Genomic DNA, 21,370 nt, shown 5'->3' with positions numbered 1-21,370 from the left:
TTGCCCGCGGCCCGGCGAGCCTGTACCCCCGCCGATCCCCCATGAGAACGTGGCCCCATGGACAATGCCACGCACCTCGACATGCTGCGCGCCGACGGCGAGGCGCTCGCCCGTTCGGCCGAACGGGCCGGCCTCGACGCGGAAGTGCCGTCCTGCCCCGACTGGCGGGTACGTGATCTCCTCGAACACCTGGGCGGCGTGCACCGATGGGCCGCCTACATCGTGGAATCCGGCAGCGTCGAACGGCCGAGCCGGGAGGACACCGCCGAGTTGTTCCGCGCCCCCACCGACCGGGACCTCTTCGAGTGGTACCGAAGCACCCACTCCGACCTGCTGAAGACACTCGGTACGGCGGCCCCCGACGCCCCGGGGTGGACCTTCTTCGAGGCGCCGTCCACGGTCGGCTTCTGGACCCGACGCCAGGCACACGAGACGGCCGTTCATCGAGTCGACGCGGAACTCGCGGCCGGTCTGCCCTCCACCGTGCCCACGGACTTCGCCGCTGACGGAATCGACGAACTGCTGTGCGGATTCCTCGCCAACGCCCGGAGGAAGGCGGTCACCGACCCGCCGCTGAGCATCGCGATCACTCCGGACGACGCCTCGGCCGCCTGGACCATGCGGCTCGGCACTGCCGATCGACGCGTCGTACGCGCCGCCGAACCCGCCGACCTCACGGTGTCCGGCCCGGCCGAAAGGCTGTACCTGCTGCTGTGGAACCGGGCCGACACCACCGGCTGCCGCCTCGACGGCGACCCCGAAGTCCTCACCCGCTGGCGCGAGGCGACCAAGATCTGAGTCCGAACGAGAGGGTGGGCCTCCGCGGGGCTAGCCTGCCCGCGGAGGCCCGCTGTGCCGCCCTATCGGGCACGCCGGCACGTTTAAGGACCGGGGTCGTCTTGAAAGTCGTCGCGTTCTACCTTTGAACTACCAGGCCACGAGCGGCCCGGGCTGGAGTCGAACCAGCAACCGACGACTGGAGCCCCGTCCGGTCGATCCGGCGATGGGCGGCGATGCTGAGTCTGGAGCAAGAGTCTGAGATTGATCGCGGGCTGCCTCTGCCGACTTGGGCCACCCCGGCTCGTGGTGCCGGGGGAAGGATTCGAACCTCCACCGTTACCCGCGTTCGTCACGACAAGCTTCAGTTTCAGCTTGCGCTCCTCGCGCACCCCCGACCCTCCGGTCGGGGGATTCTCGAAGCCTACTCGCCCTGGCTGTTGCCGAGCAGGTAGGCGAAGACGGCGTCGCCGATCCGACGATCCGTCACTTCCGCGCCGTTGGCTTCCTCGCGCGCGAACTTGACCGCCCGCTGCAGCTTTTCGACCCGCTCGACGAGTTCGTTCACGCGCCGGGCAGGCAGCGCGCCCGAGAACTTGACGGTGGTCCAGTAGCCGGCGGCGATGTCCTCGAAGTACATCTCGACCTGGGCCGGGTGGTGTTCCGTCGCCTCGGCCTTGACGTGGTTGCGCGGGACCTTCTTGGTCCGCACGGTACGCACCGGCTCGGTGCGCCAGGAGTCTGTGGAGGGGTCGAGCGTCCACGTCTCGGCGGCATCCAGGATCGGCAGCTTGCGCACGAAGGTGTGCACGTCGACCAGTTGCTTCTCCAGGAAAAGCAGGTACGACACCGGGACGTCGCGCAGCAACGGCGTGCCGTCCACGACCACGTCGGCGCGCGCCTCGCAGTTGGCCCAGTCCTTGGTCGCGGTCACGTCGAAGAGCCGGGTCAGCGTGCCGGTGACGGAACGCAGCACTTCCTCGCCCTTGACCTGCACCCGGGTCGACTCGGGCGGCAGTTGCTCGCCCTCCTCGTCCTTGGGCTGGTAGGTGCGCGAGATACCCGACAACAACGCGCCCTTCTGGACCCGCTGGTGAGCATCCGTCAATTCCTGGAAGGACTTGGTCTTGACGCCCTTCTCCACCGCGATGATCTGGTTCAATTTCGCCACGCGGCGACGTTAGCAGGGGAATACGACTGCGGGACAAAGGTTTTCGGGTGGATGCGCCGGGGCGGGCAAAGCGCACCGGGACGCGGGCCGTCAGTGCGCGACCGCTCCGGCGGCGAGGTCGTCGTCGCCGACGATCCGGTAGGTGGCGTTGAGTTGCCACGGACCGACGAGCCCCTTGATCCGCTCCGCCCGGCGCTGCTCGCTCGCCCCGATCCGGGCCACCCACCCGGGGATCTCCTCGGGCGTCGCGTCGATCATCGCGACGGTCAACAACTGCTGCGGATCGGCCAGGTCGATCGCGCTGAGCACCCGTCGGGGGTCCCCCTCGAACCGCTCGTCCGGGAGCCATGCGTCGCGGAAGGTCGCGTAGTCCACACCGTCGTTGAGCCGCCGCACCATCGCACCGATGAGCATCGCCGCGTTCCCCCTCGTTTCCGTGCTTCCGTGCTTCCGTCGTCTTGTCCGACCGCCTCTTACAGCGTAAGAAGCGGCGCGACCACAGCTTGTCTTACAGCGTAAAAATGGTCAAGGCCCGGACGCGGGCCCATCCGCCGAACCGGTGGCATCACGTGTGGGACGGCCGCCACGCGGCCACCTGCCACAAAGAGCGAACCCGTCCCGATTCCCCGACTCCCCGACTCCCCGACCCCGGAGGCCGACATGAGCGATCTCGACGCGTACGGCGGCGCGCCCAACGACCCGGGCGTGCTCGTGGTCACCACCAACGACGTACCGGGCTACCGCGTGCAACGGGTGATCGGTGAGGTCTTCGGCCTCACCGTGCGCTCACGCAACATCGGCAGCCAACTCGGCGCGGGCCTCAAATCGATGGTCGGCGGCGAACTGCGCGGCCTCACCAAGACCCTGGTACAGAGCCGAACCGAAGCGGCCGAGCGCCTGGTGGAACAGGCCCGCGGTCGCGGCGCCAACGCGATCCTCGCCATGCGGTACGACGTCACCGACGCGGGCAACGGCACGGAAATCTGCGCATACGGCACAGCCGTCGTCCTGGTCCAGGACTAGCCCGAACGCCCCAAGCCCCACGCGCCCCGCGCAAGACGCCCGTCCCCCGGAAGCGCCTACCCGATCCCCGCCAACAGAGCCCTGATCGCCGATTCGAAACGCTCGTCGTGGTCGGCCCGCGTACCCAGCCCCTCCGCCAACGCCTCTGCCAGACAAGGCAGTTGCGCCGTATCCACCGCCGGTTCGTCCCGGGGCTCCCCGCCCTCGGGATCCAACTCGGCCAACGTATGCCCGATCACGAACGTGGTGACCGCGTTGAGGAGTTGGAACGCCCGCAGCGGCGCCAGCCCCTCCCCGACCAGCGCCGCCGCTGCCCGCTCCACGGCGGCCAACGCCTCCGGAGTCGCGACCGGGCGCGTCGCGACGAGCGGAACGACCGCCGGGTGGCGCAGCAGTTCGGCGCGGAACGCGTGGGCGAACTCGCCCAGCCACACCGCCCGCGGCCCGCTCGGCCGAGGCGCCACACTCGCCACGATCCGCTCGACCAGGCCGTCCAGCACGGCGTCCTTGTTCGGCACGTAGTAGTACAGCGTCATCGCCTCGACCCCCAGCTCCGCGCCGAGCCGCCGCATCGACAACTTGGCGATGCCGTCACGATCGGCGAGTGCGAGCGCCGCGTCCAGGACCTGCGCGCGGGAGAGCCGGCCCATCGGTCAGGCCAGCCCGAGCAGGTCGGCATGCCGGTCGACGGCATAGGCGAAGAACGGATCGGCGGGATCGGCACTCCCGGCGAGTTGTCCGAACAGCTCGAAGCTCACGATCCCGAACACGCCGGTCCAGGCGAACACCGCCCGCGCCAACGTCGCCGGCGAGACCTCCAGACCACCCGCGGCCACCACGGCCTCGAACTGCTTCGCCAGCGGCCCGGGCAGATCCACCTCCCCGAAGGGCCGAGCAGGATCCGGCTCGGAGTCGCGAAGGATCCCGAGCAGCGCGAACGGCACCCGCGAGAAAGGGGCCAGAGTGTCGTCCGGCGCCTGATAGCCGGGGACCGGCGAGCCATAGATGAGCGCATACTCGTGCGGATGCTCCCGAGCCCACGCCCGCACCGCGCCGCACAGCCCACGCCAGGCGGCACGCGGACGCTCGGCCGGCCCCGCCGCCTCGACGGCACGCTCGACCCGCTCGCCCACCGCGTCGTAGGCGTCCACGATCAGCGCGGTCAGCAACTCGTCCCGGCTCGGGAAGTATCGATACAGCGCGGACGAAGCCATCCCCAGCTCACGGGCCACCGCACGCAACGACAACCGCTGGGCACCCTCGGCGGCGAGATGTCGTCGCGCGACATCCTTGATCTCGTGAGTGAGTTCGGCCCGGGCGCGATCACGCGCGGTACGGGGAGCTGCGGTCATGCGGCCAGTCTGCCAGACACCAGAGCACTGCACCCAAACAAGAGCACCGCTCTCGCCACACAGCCGCATGATTCCCGCCGCCGACCGGCCGAGGGTGCGCCCCTCGTGCGCCCCGGTTTTGCTTCGTTGCGACTGCGTGCGGGGGCGCGGCTGAACGGCCAACCGGTCCGATATGTCGACCATGGTCGGTCGATAGCCCTAATCTTCAGGTGCGTGGTGGACCACCCAAGAAGGCTCGGCCGGGGAGGCACACATGAGCGAACGTGGGGGGCGGGTCATCCGAGTTCCGTCCGAGCGTGGCCAGTTGCTGCTCGTGGAGGGTGGAAGAGCCGGGCGCGGGCGGCGGTCGGACAGCGGTGGGAACCTGGTCGCGATGTCGGCGCTGACGCCGCATCAGCTCTTCCCCGACGCCGCCGCGGACGTGATCCAACTGCCCGACGCCGTGCAACCGCACGCGGTACGCGCCTACCTCCAGGCCGCCGGCACCGTGGACGGGCCGGTGATCGTATACCTGACCGGTCGTCTCCTGATCGACCGGCGGCGGCGCGAACTGCACCTGGGGCTGCGTGATTCCACGCCCAACTCGGTGCGCTACGACGGCCTTCCGTGGTCCTGGGTGGTCGAGCTGCTCGGCCCGCGCCCGGCCGAGAACACCCTCGTGATCTGTGATCTGACGGCCGGTCGGGAGGCCTGGGAGGCGATCCGCGAACGGGCCCACGAAATGTGCACGGGTATTCCGCTGTGGGGCGTGGTGAACCCTCCCGACGTCAAGGGTCCGCCGAATCCGTTCACCCGCACCCTCGTTGCCGCGCTCGGGCAGGGCTTCGCCGAACTGCCCGACCCCGTACCGGCCGAGGAGATCCACCCGCTCCTGGCCGAGCGGGCCCGACTGGCCGAGGACACCGTCGAGTTCGCGCCGTCCGCCGGGTCGCTCGCACTTGCCAATTGTTCGCCCGAGGCCCGTCCGCCCACCCTGCGTACGGCCGTTCGCCGGCTGAAGGCGGTCTCCCCGCGCGGCGGCAACACCGGCGCGGCCGGGACGGGAATATCGGCGTTGTCCGCGGTGCCGCCCAACGGGATGACTCCGGCGCAACGTTCCGGCCTGCGCGGCTCGGGCGTGGTCGGCGGCGGCGCGGTCGGCGGCGGCCTGATCGGCGACGGTGTGGTCGAGCCCACCCACCGCGAGCCATCCGGGACGGCGTCGGCCGCCGCCGCCCGGCAGCGCGAGGAACCGGGCGTCGGCCGCAGGGCGTTGGGCCTGGTCCGCTCGGCGCTCTCCTCCGGCCCGGACGACGAGCCCGAGGTTCCGGGTACCAGCCTGCGCGACGCACTCCGCGCCGGCGCCGCCCGACCCGGCAGCCCACCCCTGCGCCCCCCTGCCGGCAAGGACGGTACGCCGACGCCGAACACCCGCACCGGCGGCGCCCCGTCCGGCCGGCCCCAACCCCGTCCACCGGCCGACGCCGCCCTCCTGGACCGCGAACCGGAGTTCCCGGGCCCGGCGCCCGGCGCCGGCACGCCCGACATCGGCCCGCAGGCCGCCGCCCCACACGCCGCCGGCGGCACCGGCCCGTCGGGCGGCCTGATGCGCCGTGCGACCACCGCCGGCTCGCCCGGCACGACGTCGTCCCGTCCCCCGACCGGTGCCAAGCCGCAGCAGCGCCGGACCGGCCCCGCGCCGCACCCGCGGTCCGAGGCGCCGCCCCCGCCGCTCCCGCCTCGGATAACCGTGCGGATCCAGACCGACGCGGGCGCCCTGACGCCGACTCCCGCGCGCCGCCCGCCGACCACGAGTCCCACCCAGCTGCCCCCGGCGCTGGCCCCGCAACGCGGAATCGGGCCCCATCGACCGGTGTCGATGCCGGTACGCGGCCGAGCCGTCGATCCCACCCCCGCCCGCCGCGCACTGGCGCAAGGGGCCACGGCGGCCGGGGCGTTGATCCGCCCGGCGGACATCCTGCCCACGTACTGGAACGAGTTGGCCGCCATCCGGCACGCGGCGGACACCGGCCGCGGTATGGAGGCGTGGCAGAAGGCCGCCGAACTCAGCATGCGCATGGAGAAGTTGGTCGGCCCCACGCACCCGGGCACGCTGGACGCGCAGGCGATGTTGGCGTTCGTCAGCGCCGGTCTGGGCCGGGTCGCGGACGCGATCCTGATCTACTGCCAGGTCGCCGAGCGCGGCGCCGAGGCGGTCGGTCCGCAACACCCGAGTACGATCGCCGCCGCCGACAACGCGCTCAAGGTGTGGCTGCGGGTGACCGATGCCCGGGAGGCGGTCCGCCTGGGGCCCGCCGTGGTGGCGATGCGCGAACTCGTCCCCGGCCCGGCCGAACGCGGCCTGCACAGTGCGCGGGCGCACCTGGACCGGATGCGCTTCATCGTCGACCCGACCTCGGCGGAGCCCCGACCCCACCCCGAACCGCGCCCCGAGGCCCCGGCCGACCCGCGCGCCGAGGACCGCCCCGAGCCGAATCCGGACCGCCGGCCGAGCACGGTCCGGGGCGCACCGGTACGCCGCAGGCACGCGAAGACCTGAAAGCGGCCGGGACGACCCGCCCCGACCGCCGCAGGCCGCAACAACCCGACCCCCGCCCACCACCCCTCAGCCCGGCGGCCCGCCCGCCTCCCCGCCCTCACCCGCGCCATCCACCGGCCACACCGACCCCGACCCCTCGGCCCCCTCGGGGTCACCCCCCATCACCCATCCCCCCGAGTACTCCGCCGGCCCGAGCCGGAAGGGACCGTCGAGCCCGTCCACCCCTTCCCCCAGCACGATCACGCCGTACCCGCCCCGCCCGCAGCACCCACCGCGCCCACCCGAACCCGAGCCCGAGCCCCCGCCCTCGCCCGACGCATCCGGGCCGTCCAGGCCGATCCGCCGGGCCTCGGCGTACCACTGCCCGATCGAGCGGGCGAAGTCCGGATCACGCTCGGCCCGTAACGCCAGCGCGCCGGCGAGCGCATACGCGCGGGTGTACGCCCGCAGCCCTCCCGGCGCCTCGTGCCCGAGCAGCGTCAGCTCCAGCTCGCCCGTGGGCACCGGCGCCGACCGATGCGGCACGTCCCCCTCACACCGAGCCCCCGACGCGGCCGACTCCCCAGACACGCCCGGCCCACCCGGTCCGCCGGCCCCCAACGCCGCCGCATCCGACGCCCGCGACTGCGATATGCCCTCGGATCCGGCCGCCCGCGAGCCCTCCGTGCCGGGCCGGGCCGTCTCCGGCAGCGGCATGCGGACAAGTTCGACGAGGCGTGTCCAGGCCAGTCGACCGGCATCGCCGCCGGCCCCTGCGGCAAGCCCGCTGAGCAGGTCCACCGAGATCGATTCCACGCGATACCCCTTGCATTGGGCGATAACGGTGGCTCCACCGTAGAACGCGACCGCGAGCCGCGGGCCCGAACCGTGTGCGCAAGTATTTCCCAATCGATCACCCAAGTTCGGCGATATCATCCAGCTTTGTCCCCTACACCGCGCCGCACGCGCGCCACGCTCTGCGAGCCCCGCCAGTCGCGTGCCACCGGCACCCCCCGCAAATCCGACCTTGGGGTCACCTCCACCCCACTCCGCCCCGCCGCCCGGCGCGTCCGCCCAGGTACGGCCCCCTCCCCGCCCCGAAATCGAAACCCGTTCCATTTCTTGCCGATCGCTCTGGTAGCGCGCTACCGGCCGGTACTAAGGTCACTCCACGCGTTGGCCCAGGGGGGCGTCCCTTCCCCCTGGCCCGACGTCCGCGCACGGCCGTGTTCCCGCACCCCAGTACCTCGATAGACCCACGCTCGTCGAGGAGGCCGCCATGTCATCCAGCACGTCCCCGTCGGATGCGCCCGCCGACAGAGATCCCGAACCCCCGCCCCCGCCGCCCCCCGCCCGGCTGCCCGCGATCGTGCACGGCCTGTGGTACCGGCAGTTGCACCGCTACCCGGCCAACGGGCCGCGGATCCTCTACCTGTCCATCGTGGTCGTCGCGTCGGTGATCCTGTACTACGAGCTCTACATCCAGTACGCGGTCTCCACCCTGCTGATGCACGAGTACGGCATGACCTTCATGTACGCGACGATGATCTCGGTCGTCGGCAACGCGGTCGGCGCGTTCGCCTCGTTGCTCGCGGGGCTCGCCGACCGGTGGGGGCGGGCCAACCTGGTCGTGTACGGCCTGCTGCTCACCGGCGTGCTCGTCCTGTTCGCGCTGCCCAACGCGCAGAGCAAGGGCTGGTTCATGTTCTTCATGGCCCTGGTGAACGTGGTCGAGGGCATGGCCCTGGTCGCCACGCCCGCGCTGATCCGCGACTTCTCGCCACAGGTCGGCCGGGCCGGCGCGATGGGCTTCTGGACGCTGGGGCCGATCATCGGCAGCCTGGTGGTCACCACGGTCAGCAGCAACACGCTGGACTCCAGCAGCTGGCAGACCGAGTTCCGGTACGCCGGCATCACCGGCCTGGTCGTGTTCGTGGTCGCGCTCTTCGGCCTGCGCGAGTTGTCCCCGGCGCTGCGCGACCAGCTCATGGTCTCGCTGCGGGACAAGGCGCTGATCGAGGCCAGGGCGCGCGGCCTGGACGTCGAGGCAGCGCAGAAGAACCACTGGCGGCAGATGATGCGCCTGGACATCCTCGCGCCGGCGCTCGGGATCAGCCTGCACCTGATGTTCTACTACACGGTCGTCGGCAACCTGGTCGTCTACTACTCGACCGTCTACGGGTACTCCGAGCAGCGGACCAACGCCCTCGCCAACTGGTACTGGGGGGCGAACGCGATCGCGCTCGTCGTGGTGGGCGTCGCGTCCGACCTGGCCCGGGTGCGCAAACCGTTCATGATCATGGGCGGCGTGGGGACGGTGGTGTTCACGTACCTGTTCGCGCTGACCACCGACCACCCGGACACCGGCTACTACACGTTCGCCTGGCTCCTGGTCGGCATCGGCGCGAGCAGCGGGATGGCCTGGGCGCCGTGGATGGCCGGGTACACGGAGACGGTCGAGAAGCACAACCCGGCGGCGACCGCGACGGGGTTGGCGGTGTGGGGCTGGATCATCCGGATCGTGGTGTCGGTGTCCGCGGTGTTCACGCCGGTCATCGTCACCTCCGCGACGCCGCTGGTGAACCACGGCGAGGAGGTCGTCGCGGCGCAGGCGGACGCGGGGGCGGCGCTGGAGTTGGTACAGAAGGACCCGGCACTGTTCATCCAGATGTCCAAGTACCCCAACCGCGCGGCGATCCCGATCGAGCTGCAGGTCAAGGCGTTGCAACTGGCCGGGGGCGACCTCGCCAAGCTGAATCTGGTCGAGCAGAGGCAGCGGTCGCTCGCCGTACTGATCGACCACGGCGAGGAGGTGCGGAAGGCCAAGGACCGGACGAGCGACGAGTGGATGCGCTGGTGGTGGCTGACGCTTGCGTGCCAGGCGCTGTTCGTCCCGAGCGTGCTCGTGATGGCCGGGCGCTGGAGTCCGCGCAAGGCGCGGGAGGACGAGGCGGCGCACGCACGTCGGGTGGAGGAGGAATTGGCCGCGCTCGCCGCAGCCGGCGCGCCGGGGGTGGCGCGGCAGCGGACCTGATCACCCGTTAGACCCGCCCGAAACGCCGAGGGCCGGCACGCCGCACTCGAAGTGCGGCGGCCGGCCCTCGGTCGTGCCGATCAGTGAAGATCAGAGGCGGTTGATGTTCTCCGCCTGGAGGCCCTTCTGGCCCTGCACGACGTCGAATTCGACGGCTTCGCCCTCGATGAGCTCACGGTAGCCGTTGCCCTGGATCGCGGAGAAGTGAGCGAAGACGTCGTCGCCGCCACCGTCCTGCGCGATGAAGCCGAAGCCCTTTTCCGAGTTGAACCACTTCACGGTTCCGGTAGCCATATTTTTCTCCCTACATGTGGGCCGATGAACGAATCCACACTTCGTGAATCCGGGCGTCGCCGCGTTTTTCGCCCTCATTTCGGAAGCTACCGAAATGCAAAATGCGCCCGTAGTGAACAGCTCTACAGGCGCACTCAGAAGATGATGCGAACCACAACTGCAACAGGCTTCAGACTAACACAGAACGAGACCGAGATCGAGTCCCACCACAACCCGCCCACCCAAGACCACTCCAAGCCACACCTTGCCCACCCCCACACCAGCTTGTGATCACACCCCAGCAACCCACCCCGCCCAAAGCCCGGTCCCGGGCACGAAGCGCGGGACCGGGCACGAAACGCGGGACCGGGCAGGAGCGGCGAGCGGCGCGGGACCGGGCAGGGGCGGGCACGAAGCGCGGGACCGGGGCAGGGACGGGCGCCAAGCGCGGGACCGGGCAGGGGCGGCGAGCGGCGCGGACGGCGGGGCGCAGCGAGCCGAAGCCCGGGACGCAAGCCAATGCCGATCTGACGGAGGCCGGCGCGCGGCAGGGGACGGGACCGGCGGGACGGGGCCGAACGAACAGCGGCGCGCAACGGCGGCGGCCGGGTGGGGCGCGTGGCGGGGGCGACACGGAGTCGAAGCACGGAGAGCAGGCCGATCACGGCCAGGCGTGAGGCGGCAGGGGCAAGCCAGCGTGGGCAATCTGTGGCACGGCGGGCACGGCGGGCACGGCCAGACGGGCGGGGGCACGGCACGCGCAGGTGCGGCCGCGTGGGCAGGGGCGCCACACCGCGCAGACCGATCGGGGCAGCCCCCGCCATCCCGCTCGACCGTGCCGATTCGCCCCCCGCGCTCCCGCCTTCGTCCCGCCTCACCTTCGTCCCGCCCCGCGCTCCCGCCTTGGTCCCGCCCCGCCCTCGTCCCGCCCCGCGCTCCCGCCTTCGCCCCGCCCCGCCCTCGTCCCGCCCCACCTCCGTCCCGCCCTGCGCTCGTCCCGCCCCGCGCTCCCGCCCGCGTCCCGCCCCACCTTCGTCCCACCCCGCGCTCCCGCCCTCGTCCCGCCCCGCCCGCGCTTCCGCCCTCGTCCCGCCCCGTCCTCGTCCCGCCCCCGCGCGCTCCCGCCCTCGTCGCACTCGTTGGGGTGCGTGGGGGTGGGTGGGCCCGTGGGCTTTGGTGGGCGGGGTCGTACGGGAGGTCGGTGGCGCGGGCAAGATGGGCGCATGGCGAAGATAAGCAAAGGTGGGAACACTCCGGTACCGACCGCCGAGTTGCGTGCGGTCCTGACCTGGCGCGCGGCGGGAGCCCCCGACGTGGACGCCTCGGCGCTGCTCCTGAACGCCGCCGGCAAGGTGCGCACGGAAGCCGATTTCGTCTTCTACAACCAGCCCTCCGACGCCACCGGCGCGGTACGGCACGAGGGGAAGCGGCCGACCGCCGGCGGCGTCGTCACGGACACCATCCGGGTCGACCTCGCGGCGATCCCGGCGGACGTCGAGCGCGTGGTGATCGGCGCGTCCGCCGACGGCGGCAGCTTCGGCCAGGTGCCCGGGCTCGCGTTGCACGTGGTGACCGCGCAGGGCGGCCCGATCGCCGAGTTCGACATCGACGAGGCGTCCACCGAGACGGCGTTCCTGTTCGGCGAGTTCTACCTGCGCAACGGCGCCTGGAAGTTCCGCGCGGTGGGCCAGGGGTACGCGTCCGGGTTGTCCGGCCTCGCCACCGACTTCGGCATCGAGGTCGCCGCCGACGACGCGGCCGGCCCACAAAGCGCCCCGCCCGCCCCCGGCGCCCCCGCCCCGACCCCGTTCGCCCCACCCGCCGCCGCGCCCGGCTCCCCCGTACCCCCGCCGCGGCCCACCGCTCCCCCGCCCGCCGCCCCCGCGATCAGCCTCAAGAAGCGGACCCTGATCGACATGGAGAAGCGGCTGGCCGACGAGGGCCACCCGCAACTGCTCAACCTGACCAAGCAGGCCGCGGTGAGCCTGGAGAAGCGCGGACTCGGCGAGCACACCGCGCGCGTCGCGCTCTGCCTGGACATCTCCTACTCGATGCAGTCGCTGTTCAAGAAGGGCAAGGTCCAGGCGCTCGCCGAGCGCGTGCTCTCGCTCGGTCTTCGCTTCGACGACAACGCGGCCGTGGACGTGTTCCTGTTCGGCTCCCAGGGACACGTGGCCGGGCAGCTCGGACTCGGCCAGTACAACGGCTGGGCCGAGCGGATCCGGCGCAGCCCCGGCCTGGAGGGCTCGACCGACTACGCCGGCGCGATGCGCCTGGTCCGCGAGCACTACTTCGGCAGCAGCGCGCCCCGGTACCAGCCGCTGGCCAACGACCTGCCCGTATACGTCATGTTCATCACCGACGGACAGACCACCTCGCGCGAGGCGACGCGCGAGCAGATCACCTACTCCAGCTTCGAGCCGATCTTCTGGCAGTTCATGGGGCTGGGTCGGCCGGGCGGCTTCTCGTTCCTGGAGGAGCTGGACGACCTGACCGGCCGCTACGTCGACAACGCCGACTTCTTCTCGGTCCAGGACCCGGCCAACGTCCCCGACGGGCAGCTCTACGAGCTGATGACCAACGAGTATCCGACCTGGCTGAGCCGCGCCAGGGCGCAGGGCCTGCTCATCTGACCGGCGCGTCCGAGGCCGCGACCGGGCGAGGCGACCCACCCCCCGCGGCTCCCCGCACCCACCGTGCGGGGAGCGCGGAGAGCAGATGCAGCGCGGCCTCCATCGGCCCCTTGCGCAGCGTGTGCCGCCAGGCCCAGCAGAGCAGCATCGTGACCACGAAGAAGCCGATCAGCCGCCGCCAGGTCTCCCCGGACGCGAGCGGGAACCAGCGGTCGATCACGATCAGGTGGGCGGTGTACACGGTGAGCGCCATCGAGCCGACCGAGATCAGCGGGTCGAGCACGATCCGGCCGAGCCAGGGGCGGCAGGCGAGCAGGGCGAGGCCGAGCAGTCCGAGGGCGACGCCGATCGCGCCGACGATCTCGAACGGCGTACCGGTGTGGCCCTCGGCGACGGTGAGCCACGCGGGATCGGACACCGGCACCGAGCCGACCCGGCCGTGGATCACGTCCGACACGCGGTCCGGCTCGGCGATCCGCGCCAGCCGATCGCCGGTGAACAGTCGGACCACGACCCAGGATCCGCCGTAGCCGAGCACGGCCAGTGCGGTCCCGATCCCGACCAGCGCGCGCTGTACCCGTCTTTCGCCCAGCCGCAGCCGCCCGACCGCCGTCCCGGCGAGCACGAACGGCATCCAGGTGATCGCCGGATAGCTGCCGGTCAGGAACAACGTCTCGAACATGTGGCCCGGACCCTGCCGCCAATCGGCGAACCCGGGCGCGGCATAACGAACATCGCCGGTGTCACCGGCCCGGCGCAGCGCGAACGAGGCGATCGGCCCGAGCAGCGCCCACCCCGCGGCGATCCACACGAGGGTGCGCGTGCTCAGCCACAGCGCGGGCCAGGCGAGCATGAAGTAGAGGCCGTAGAAGGCCAGGATGACCAGTACACCGGTGTCCAGGTCGGCCAGCCACATCCCGAGCGGGAGCAGCAGCACCGCCCGGATCAGCATCCGGGTGACCACGGCGGCATTGCCCCGATCCCAGCCGCGCAGCGGCGCCCGGCCGCTCATCAGCACCAGCGAGACGCCGGCCAGGAACGCGAACAGCGCGGAGGCGCGGCCGGTGACGCCCTGGATCAGCGTGTCCACGCCCCCGTCGTAGGGGTCGGGCCCGACATGCGAGGCGAACATGCCCAGGACCGCAAGCGCGCGCGCGACGTCCACACCGACTATCCGGTCCGCTCTCCGCGCGGCCCGCCGCTCCCCCGTCTTCGCCCACATGCGCCCACCCTAGGGCGTGTCTTCAATTCGCCTGTTTCTCCGGGGCGGCGAGGTGCGGTGCCGGGCGTCGTGGAACTCGGCGGGAGATTGAAGACACGCCCCAGGCTTCGGATCCGACCCACGCGTGGGTACGCGGCGCCGAGCCGACGCCATCGCCCGTCCCCGCGGACCGACCCGCCTACTCGGCCCCGTCCGCTGCCGGCGGCGCCACCGTCGCCGACGGCTCGCCGCCCCGGCGCCGCACCGCGACCATGCCCAGCGCCAGCAGGACGCAGCCGACGAACACGCTGACCACCACCGGCGTGGACAGGCCGTGTCGGACCGAGGCCCCGGCGGCGCACTGGACCAGCGTCATCGGCAACATGCCGAGCGCCGTCCCGATGGTGAAGTGGCTCGTGCTGATCCGCGTGGCCGCCGCGCCGTAGCTGACCACGGAGGAGGGCAGGACCGGGATCATCCGCAGGACCGTAATCGGCACCAGCCCGTTGCGGGAGAGTTTGCGATCGAGGACGGCCAGCGCCTCGCGCTTGTGCAGCCAGCCGCCGATCCGTTCCCGGCCGAGCCGGCGGCCGAGGTACAGGCTGATCAACGCGCCGAGCGTGGCCCCGATCAGGGTGACCACCGTGCCGCCGATCGCGCCGAACAGGGCACCCGCCACCGGGGCGAACAACGACTTCGGCACCAGCGCGGTGACGCCCACCGCGCAGACCAGGACGAACACCGCCACCGAGGCCGGCAGCGGCCACTGCGTCCACGCGCCGTGGTCGAGGAAATCCCGGAGCGCGTCGAGCAAGCCCCGCACGGTGTCCAACCTGCGTCCGCCCCTCGTGCCCATGATGTGAATTCGCCGAAGCGCCGACCGCGCCGAATGCGCCGGAACCCGACGGATCGGGCGACCCACCGCGCATCCCCGGCGGCTGCGCCGAGGCACGCCGATACCCCCCGGCGCGCATTCGGCCCATTGTACGGAGCCTTCGCGACCCCCGGGTGAACCGCGGCGGGCGCTGGAGTCCGCGGCCTGCCCCGTGCTAAAAACCTACTGACCACTAGGTTTTTGGAGGACTCATGACCGAGACCACCGCGCGCACGCGCTTCCGGGCCGCGACCTGCCCCTACGAGGACGCGTCGTTGTCGATCGAGGAGCGGGTGGAGGACCTGCTCGGCCGGATGACGGTCGCCGAGAAGGCCGGTCTGATGTTCCAGACCATCGCGGTCATGGGCCCCGAGGGCACGCTGCTCGACGACCCGGACACGCTGCCGTTCGGCTTCACCGTCCGGCAGATGATCGCCGACAAGGGGATGAACCACTTCAACCTGATGGGCGGCGGTCGCCCCGAGCACATCGCGCAGTGGCACAACCGGATCCAGGAACTGGCCCTGGAGACCCGGCTGGGCATCCCGATCACGCTGTCCACGGACCCCCGGCACCACTTCACCGACAACCCCGGCACCGCCGCGTACGCCGAGGGCTTCTCCCAGTACCCCGAGACGCTGGGTCTGGCCGCGATCGGCGACGCGGACCTGGTCCGCGAGTTCGCCGACCTGATGCGGCGCGAATACCTCGCGGTCGGCATCCGGCTCGCACTGCACCCGCAGATCGACCTGGCCACCGAGCCGCGCTGGTCGCGGATCAACGGCACGTTCGGCGAGGACGCCGAACTGACCGGCAAGCTCGTCGCCGCCTACATCCGGGGCGCGCAGGGCGAGACGCTGAACACCGCGTCGGTGGCCTGCATGACCAAACACTTCCCCGGCGGCGGCCCACAACTCGACGGCGAGGACCCGCACTTCGCGTACGGCCGTGAGCAGGTCTACCCGGGTGACCACTTCGACTACCACCTGGCGCCGTTCAAGGAGGCGCTGGCGGCCGGCACGTCGCAGATGATGCCCTACTACGGGATGCCGATCGGGACCGAGCACGAGGAGGTCGCGTTCGGCTTCAACCGGGGCGTCATCACCGGCCTGCTCCGGGAACGACTCGGCTTCGACGGCATCGTGTGCACCGACTGGGGCCTGATCTCCGACGCGAACATCATGGGCCAGGCCATGCCCGCCCGGGCCTGGGGCGTGGAGGAGTTGTCCGTCCCCGACCGGGTGCTCCGCGTCCTGGAGGCGGGCTGCGACCAGTTCGGCGGCGAGCACATCCCCGAGCAGATCGTCGCGTTGGTCGAGGCGGGCCGGCTCACCGAGGAGCGGCTCGACGTGTCGGCGCGGCGCCTGCTGCGGGAGAAGTTCGTACTCGGCCTGTTCGACCACCCCTTCGTCGACCCGACCGGCGCCGCCGCGTCCGTCGGCGCGCCCGCCGGCATCGCCGCCGGGCTGCGCGCGCAGAGCAGGTCGGTCACCGTACTGAAGAACGACGCGCCCGAGCGCGACACCCGACGCGGCGAGCCGATCCTGCCGTTGGCCGAGGGTTCGCGCGTGTACGTCCGGGGCCTGGACGCCGAGGTGGCGGCCGGCTACGGCACGGTCGTGGCCACGCCCGAGGAGGCCGACGTGGCGATCGTCCGGGTCAAGACCCCGTTCGAACCTCGCGAGGGCGGTTTCGAACAGTTCTTCCACGCGGGTTCGCTGGAGTTCGACGCGGTCGAGCTGGCCGCGATCCTGGAGCTGTGCGCGACGGTACCGACGATCGTGGACGTGTATCTGGAGCGCCCGGCGGTGCTCCCGGACATCGCCGAGGCCGCCGCCGCGCTGGTGGCGAACTACGGCTGCGCCGACGGTCCGCTGCTCGACGCGCTGTTCGGTCGGGTACGGCCCGAGGGCAACCTGCCGTTCGAGCTGCCGCGCTCGATGGCCGACGTACGCGCGCAGCGCTCGGACGTACCCCGGGACGGTAAGGACCCGGTCTTCGTGTTCGGGCACGGGCTGCGCTACTGACCCGTCCGCGCCGGGCCGGGCCGACGCCCGTGGGGGCCGGCCGACGCACCCCGTCGGCCGGCCCCCGCCCGCCCCGATCGACCCGTACCGGAAACGCCCGACACGCACCGGTTCACCATTGCCGCCCGCGCCTGCTTAGGGTGCTGCCATGGGTAGCGAGCGGCGGGAGTGTGTGGCGCTCTCCCTGCACGCGACCGCCCGGGCACTGCGGCGGTACCGGCTTCGCGCCGTGGCGGTGACGGTCGTGGGTCTGGCGTGCACCGGGGCGTGGTTCGTGATTCTGTCCGCCGGCAGCGACGGGGGCGACGGCGCGGCCCTGGGCGGCTGGGGCATGGTCCCGCTCGTGGTCGGCGCGGCGGCCCTGGTGATCGGAATCGGCGCGCTCGTCCTGGCCCGGCGCATGCGGCGCACACTGACCCGGCATCCCTGGGTCGCCTGCTCCTGCCGGTTCCGCGATCCGGCCGACGGGGACGGCGCGTGGGGACCGCCGCTGGTGATCGGCGACCGCGCCGGCGACGGCACGCAGTACGCGCTGACCGTGGTGTCCATGTCGCACCGCTGGTGGCACCTGCACAAGTGCGACGGCGGTGACGTGTGGTTCGCGGGCGACCCCGCGCACGGGGGTGTGGTCTCCCCGCCGGGCGGCGAACTCCTGCTGTGGACCCGGCCGAGCCGACTCGGCCGCAGCAGCCGACCCGCACGCCGGGCGAACCCGGCGGGGGCCTGACCGACCCCCTCTATCCGACCCCCCGCCCACCGCCGACCGGCCGCGTCACTTCACCACCCGCAGGCTGATCGGGTAGCGCATCACCTCGCCGCCCGCCGCCCGCGCCCCGCCGATGATCGCGCAGACCGCGATGGCCGAGTACATGGCGCCGATCAGCACACCGCCCACGTCGCCGAGCAGGGACAGGAGCGGGGTGAGCACGAACGAGATCAGACAGGTCAGTTGGAAGTTGAGCGCCGCGCTCGCGTTGTCCCGCACGAACGGCGACTGTTCGCCCACGCTCCGGCGGATCAGGAACGGACCCAGTACCGGAGCGCAGAACCCGCTCCAGTGCGCCGCCGCGCTCCACCCCCGCTCACGCCCCGGCTGCATGCGCGCGAACCCCGCCGGCCGGTTGAGCCACCACGGCGGCGGCCCGGCCATCGGGCGCGGCACGAGCGGCGGCGGAGCCGGCATCGGCATCAGCAGGTCCTCGAGCAGCGTCTCCAGGTCCGCCCGGGTCTTCCCGGCCAACGCGGAGGCCACCCGCTCCTCGAACTCGTCGGCGGTCAACCGGCCTTCGCCGAACGCGAACTTCAAGTGCTCGATCGTGCGTTCACGATCCGCGTCACCCACCCGCATGTGCGGGGGCATGCCGTACCAATGGGGTGGGTGAGGACCGGAATTCGGGTGCATGCGCGGCTCCTCTCGCTGTGCACACGGCTCCGTACAGCATGCGCCGTGAACGGAGCGTGGTCCATCAGGGATAACCCTTGGCCCGACCCCGAGACAACAGCCGCAAGGATGACCCGGATCCGCCTCACGGCGGCCGTCCCGCAGCCGGCAGTGGCCCGTCCGGGCCGGTTTCCGACCCCTTTCGGCGGCGAGGGAACCGTTCCGCGAGCCGCTCCGTCACAGGGCCATGCGAATCCACGACGGTTCCACGCGCGGGGCCGCGGCCCTGCCGATATTCGTGCTGGCGGCGGGACTCGTCGTCGGCGGCTGCACCTCTTCCGGCGGTTCCAAGCCGGACCCGCAGCGCACGACCGCCTCGAACACCGAGTCGGTACAGCTGACCGCGTTCGACTCGTGTGGCGCGCTGGTCGACGACTTCCGCGCGGCGGCGCTGCAGAGCATGGACGAGAACACCCGGTCGGTGCCCCTCGACGGGAAAGACGCCGGCGCTCCGGCCGCCGCGCCCAGGGCGGCGGAAGGCATGTCGGCGGATCTGGCCGCGCCCGCCGCGCCCACCACGCCGGAGCACTCGACCACGAACACCCAGGAGGCCGGAGTCGACGAGCCCGACCTGGTCAAAACCGACGGGCGCCGGGTGCTGACCGTGGCCGACGGGCGGTTGACCGTGGTCGACACCGCCACCCACAAGGTCACCGGGTCGCTGGCCGTGCCGGGGGCGCGTGCGACCGAGCTGTTGCTGTCCGGTGACCGGGCCCTGCTGATCCTGGACGCCGGCGCGAACCTGCCGAAGGGCAAGGGCGGTTCGGGCAAGATGGCGCCGATCCCCGGCGTTCCGGGGCTGCCGGGGACGAACATGCAGGCGCGCTTCGTCCTGGTCGACCTCACCGGTGCGCCGCGGACCCTGGGCGACCTGACCGTGGACGGCGCCTACGCAGACGCGCGCCAGGTCGGCAGCACCGCGCGCATCGTGGTTCGCTCACGCCCGCGCCTGAACACGTCGACGTACCGGACCTCGGACAGGGACAAGGCCGTCGACCGGATCCGCCGCTCGACCGTCGGGGACTGGCTGCCGCAGTTCACCCTCGCCGCGAACGGTCGCACCGAATCCGGCAACCTGGTCGGCTGCGACCGGGTCAGCCGCCCGGCGAGCCGAGCGGGCGAGCCGGGACACACCGGCGCCGCGACGCTGAGCGTGTTGTCCTTCGACCTGACCCGCGACCTGGACAAGGGCGACCCGGTGACGGTGGCCGCCGACGTGAACAACGTGTACGCCTCGGAGTCCAACCTCTACCTGGCGACCACCACCTCCCGGCGCGACGTCTCGAAGGACGCGAAGGTGATCGGCGGCGGCCCGCCGACCACGACCACCGCGATCAACCAGCTCGACATCTCCGGCAAGGGCACCCCGAAGCCGGTCGCCACCGGCGTGGTCTCCGGCACGATGGTCAACCAGTACGCGATGTCCGAACTCGGCGGCAATCTGCGGGTGGCGACGACCCTGAGTCCCGGCGACCCGACGATCCCGCAGAGCGGCCCCGGCAACACCCCGCCCGGCGGCACCACCCGAAGCACCACCGCACCGGGCGGTTCCGTGCCGGGCGCGCCGGGCACCGCCAAGCCCGGCACCATCGCGCCGAGCGCCGCCCAGGGCAGCGCGGTGCCGGCCGACTCGGTGCCCGGCAGCGCGCCCAACGGCTCGTCCGGTTCCGCCATCGCGCCGAGCGACGGCACCGACACCCGACCGACCCCGCCGAGCATGCCGAGCGCCCGGCCGCCGACCGCACAGCCCCCGATCGCCCCGCGTTCCAGCAGCGAATCGGCGGTCACCGTCCTGGCCCGCAACGGCGACAAGCTGACCCAGATCGGCCGGGTGGGTGGACTCGGCCGCACCGAGCGCATCATGGGCGTGCGCTTCGCCGGACCGATCGCCTACGTGGTGACCTTCCGGCAGACCGACCCGCTGTACACGATCGACCTGAGCGACCCGCGCAATCCCCGCACGGTCGGCGAACTGAAGATCAACGGCTACTCGGCCTACCTGCACCCGATCGCCGACGGCCGGCTGATCGGCGTCGGCCAGGACGCCACCGACGGCGGCATGCGCCTGGGCACCCAGGTGTCCCTGTTCGACGTACGCGCCCTGGCCGATCCGACCCGGATCGCGCAGTACACGATCCCCAGCGGCAGTTCGCAGGCGGAGCAGGACGCGCACGCGTTCCTGTACTGGCCCAAGGACGGCACCGTGGTGGTGCCGGTGACGGGTGCCTACTCGATGCCCGACCGCACGCAGATCGCCCCCGGCGAGAAGTATCCGGGCACGCGCAGCTCCTACGCGCTGGTGTTGCGCGTCGACGGCACCCGGATCGTCGAGGTGGGCCGGGTAACCCACCCCGACTCCAGGATCCTGCGCTCGCTGGTGGTGGGCGACGAGTTGTGGACAGTCTCGGCCGCGGGCATCTCCGTCGACCGGCTCGCCGACGTGCGCCAGGTGGCCTGGATCCCGATCGGCTGAGCGCCGCCGGGCGTCCCCGAAACGCCTCGTCGGAGGCGGTCTGGTATACCCGGAGCAGCATCTGACAGACCATCAGAAACGATCGGAGCACCCATGGCGGTCACCGTCTTCACCGACCTCCGACAGATCAAGGACGCGGTGGGCAAACACCTGGGCCACAGCGACTGGCTGGAGATCACCCAGGAGCGGATCAACCTGTTCGCCGACGCGACCGGGGACCACCAGTGGATCCACGTCGACGTGGAGAAGGCGAAGGAGGGCCCGTTCGGCGCGCCGATCGCACACGGCTACCTGACCCTGGCGCTGTCCAACCTCTTCCTGCCGCAGATCCTCGAGGTGCGCAACATCTCGATGGGGGTGAACTACGGCATGGAGAAGGTGCGCTTCCCGGCCCCGGTCCCGGTCGGCTCGCGCGTCCGCGGCGGCGCGGAGATCGTGGCGGTCGAGGACATCGCCGGGGGCGTCCAGGTGGTCAACCGGATCACCGTCGAGATCGAGGGATCGGCCAAGCCCGCCTGCGTGATCGACTCGGTCACCCGCTACCTGCTCTGACCGACCGCCGCGACACCGACC

At 71.9% G+C, this 21,370-nt stretch carries 18 protein-coding genes; 9 read left to right on the top strand and 9 right to left on the bottom strand.

What is annotated here, in order from left to right; translation table 11 throughout:
- Positions 1–57 precede the first annotated feature (57 nt).
- On the top strand, positions 58–798 hold the full coding sequence (locus ACMXN5_RS25520) for a maleylpyruvate isomerase family mycothiol-dependent enzyme (RefSeq protein ID WP_439677157.1): 741 nt from the start codon (positions 58–60) through the stop codon (positions 796–798).
- 403 nt (positions 799–1,201) lie between these two features.
- Here ACMXN5_RS25520 and ACMXN5_RS25515 read toward each other — a convergent pair whose 3' ends face one another.
- Both ACMXN5_RS25515 and ACMXN5_RS25510 read right to left on the bottom strand, forming a co-directional pair.
- Positions 1,202–1,948 (bottom strand): DUF7873 family protein, encoded by a 747-nt coding sequence (locus tag ACMXN5_RS25515; RefSeq protein ID WP_439677156.1) that lies wholly within the window; start codon positions 1,946–1,948, stop codon positions 1,202–1,204.
- 90 nt (positions 1,949–2,038) lie between these two features.
- Positions 2,039–2,362, bottom strand: coding sequence for a hypothetical protein (locus tag ACMXN5_RS25510; protein ID WP_439677155.1), 324 nt, complete (start codon positions 2,360–2,362; stop codon positions 2,039–2,041).
- A gap of 246 nt (positions 2,363–2,608) precedes the next feature.
- Between ACMXN5_RS25510 and ACMXN5_RS25505 the strand changes: the two genes are divergently transcribed.
- The gene (locus ACMXN5_RS25505) at positions 2,609–2,971 is read left to right on the top strand and encodes a YbjQ family protein (RefSeq protein WP_379996666.1); all 363 of its coding nucleotides are present in this window, start codon (positions 2,609–2,611) and stop codon (positions 2,969–2,971) included.
- A gap of 56 nt (positions 2,972–3,027) precedes the next feature.
- On the opposite strand, the gene ACMXN5_RS25500 is transcribed toward ACMXN5_RS25505, so the two are convergent.
- Together ACMXN5_RS25500 and ACMXN5_RS25495 are read right to left on the bottom strand one after the other, a co-directional pair.
- Positions 3,028–3,621 carry a TetR/AcrR family transcriptional regulator C-terminal domain-containing protein gene (locus tag ACMXN5_RS25500; protein ID WP_439677154.1) on the bottom strand — a complete coding sequence of 198 codons (594 nt, stop codon included), beginning with the start codon at positions 3,619–3,621 and terminating at the stop codon, positions 3,028–3,030.
- Between the two features lie 3 nt (positions 3,622–3,624).
- Positions 3,625–4,323 (bottom strand): TetR/AcrR family transcriptional regulator, encoded by a 699-nt coding sequence (locus tag ACMXN5_RS25495; RefSeq protein WP_439677153.1) that lies wholly within the window; start codon positions 4,321–4,323, stop codon positions 3,625–3,627.
- A gap of 253 nt (positions 4,324–4,576) precedes the next feature.
- Between ACMXN5_RS25495 and ACMXN5_RS25490 the strand changes: the two genes are divergently transcribed.
- The gene (locus tag ACMXN5_RS25490; protein WP_439677152.1) at positions 4,577–6,862 is read left to right on the top strand and encodes a hypothetical protein; all 2,286 of its coding nucleotides are present in this window, start codon (positions 4,577–4,579) and stop codon (positions 6,860–6,862) included.
- A 66-nt stretch (positions 6,863–6,928) separates the two neighbouring features.
- Here ACMXN5_RS25490 and ACMXN5_RS25485 read toward each other — a convergent pair whose 3' ends face one another.
- Positions 6,929–7,657 carry a hypothetical protein gene (locus ACMXN5_RS25485; protein WP_439677151.1) on the bottom strand — a complete coding sequence of 243 codons (729 nt, stop codon included), beginning with the start codon at positions 7,655–7,657 and terminating at the stop codon, positions 6,929–6,931.
- A 463-nt stretch (positions 7,658–8,120) separates the two neighbouring features.
- Between ACMXN5_RS25485 and ACMXN5_RS25480 the strand changes: the two genes are divergently transcribed.
- Positions 8,121–9,875, top strand: coding sequence for an MFS transporter (locus ACMXN5_RS25480; protein ID WP_439677150.1), 1,755 nt, complete (start codon positions 8,121–8,123; stop codon positions 9,873–9,875).
- Positions 9,876–9,965: 90 nt separating this feature from the next.
- Here ACMXN5_RS25480 and ACMXN5_RS25475 read toward each other — a convergent pair whose 3' ends face one another.
- Complete coding sequence (locus tag ACMXN5_RS25475) at positions 9,966–10,169, bottom strand: cold-shock protein (RefSeq protein ID WP_078974744.1); 204 nt, start codon at positions 10,167–10,169, stop codon at positions 9,966–9,968.
- Between the two features lie 1,202 nt (positions 10,170–11,371).
- On the opposite strand from ACMXN5_RS25475, the gene ACMXN5_RS25470 reads away from it, so the two are divergent.
- Entirely contained in the window at positions 11,372–12,781 is a 1,410-nt protein-coding gene (locus ACMXN5_RS25470; protein WP_439677149.1) for a VWA domain-containing protein, read from the top strand.
- Here ACMXN5_RS25470 and ACMXN5_RS25465 read toward each other — a convergent pair.
- Together ACMXN5_RS25465 and ACMXN5_RS25460 are read right to left on the bottom strand one after the other, a co-directional pair.
- On the bottom strand, positions 12,774–14,003 hold the full coding sequence (locus tag ACMXN5_RS25465; protein WP_439677148.1) for a DUF418 domain-containing protein: 1,230 nt from the start codon (positions 14,001–14,003) through the stop codon (positions 12,774–12,776). The two genes, ACMXN5_RS25470 and ACMXN5_RS25465, sit on opposite strands and share 8 nt — an antisense overlap.
- A 178-nt stretch (positions 14,004–14,181) precedes the next feature.
- On the bottom strand, positions 14,182–14,796 hold the full coding sequence (locus tag ACMXN5_RS25460; RefSeq protein ID WP_439677147.1) for a TVP38/TMEM64 family protein: 615 nt from the start codon (positions 14,794–14,796) through the stop codon (positions 14,182–14,184).
- 272 nt (positions 14,797–15,068) lie between these two features.
- On the opposite strand from ACMXN5_RS25460, the gene ACMXN5_RS25455 reads away from it, so the two are divergent.
- Together ACMXN5_RS25455 and ACMXN5_RS25450 are read left to right on the top strand one after the other, a co-directional pair.
- Positions 15,069–16,883, top strand: coding sequence for a glycoside hydrolase family 3 protein (locus ACMXN5_RS25455; RefSeq protein ID WP_439677146.1), 1,815 nt, complete (start codon positions 15,069–15,071; stop codon positions 16,881–16,883).
- A gap of 148 nt (positions 16,884–17,031) precedes the next feature.
- Positions 17,032–17,610 (top strand): hypothetical protein, encoded by a 579-nt coding sequence (locus tag ACMXN5_RS25450; protein WP_439677145.1) that lies wholly within the window; start codon positions 17,032–17,034, stop codon positions 17,608–17,610.
- A gap of 45 nt (positions 17,611–17,655) precedes the next feature.
- Here the strand turns inward: ACMXN5_RS25450 and ACMXN5_RS25445 are convergent, their stop codons facing one another.
- Positions 17,656–18,243, bottom strand: a complete 588-nt coding sequence (locus ACMXN5_RS25445) for a DUF1707 and DUF4870 domain-containing protein (RefSeq protein WP_439677144.1) — start codon at positions 18,241–18,243, stop codon at positions 17,656–17,658.
- A gap of 268 nt (positions 18,244–18,511) precedes the next feature.
- Between ACMXN5_RS25445 and ACMXN5_RS25440 the strand changes: the two genes are divergently transcribed.
- Positions 18,512–20,797 (top strand): beta-propeller domain-containing protein, encoded by a 2,286-nt coding sequence (locus ACMXN5_RS25440; RefSeq protein ID WP_439677143.1) that lies wholly within the window; start codon positions 18,512–18,514, stop codon positions 20,795–20,797.
- Between the two features lie 93 nt (positions 20,798–20,890).
- Entirely contained in the window at positions 20,891–21,349 is a 459-nt protein-coding gene (locus ACMXN5_RS25435; RefSeq protein ID WP_439677142.1) for a MaoC family dehydratase, read from the top strand.
- Positions 21,350–21,370 lie beyond the last annotated feature (21 nt).

The organism is Embleya australiensis (genome assembly GCF_051903075.1).
Taxonomy (GTDB): domain Bacteria; phylum Actinomycetota; class Actinomycetes; order Streptomycetales; family Streptomycetaceae; genus Embleya.
Note: the sequence above shows the minus strand (reverse complement) of the source record. Positions and strands in the feature narration are given on the sequence as shown.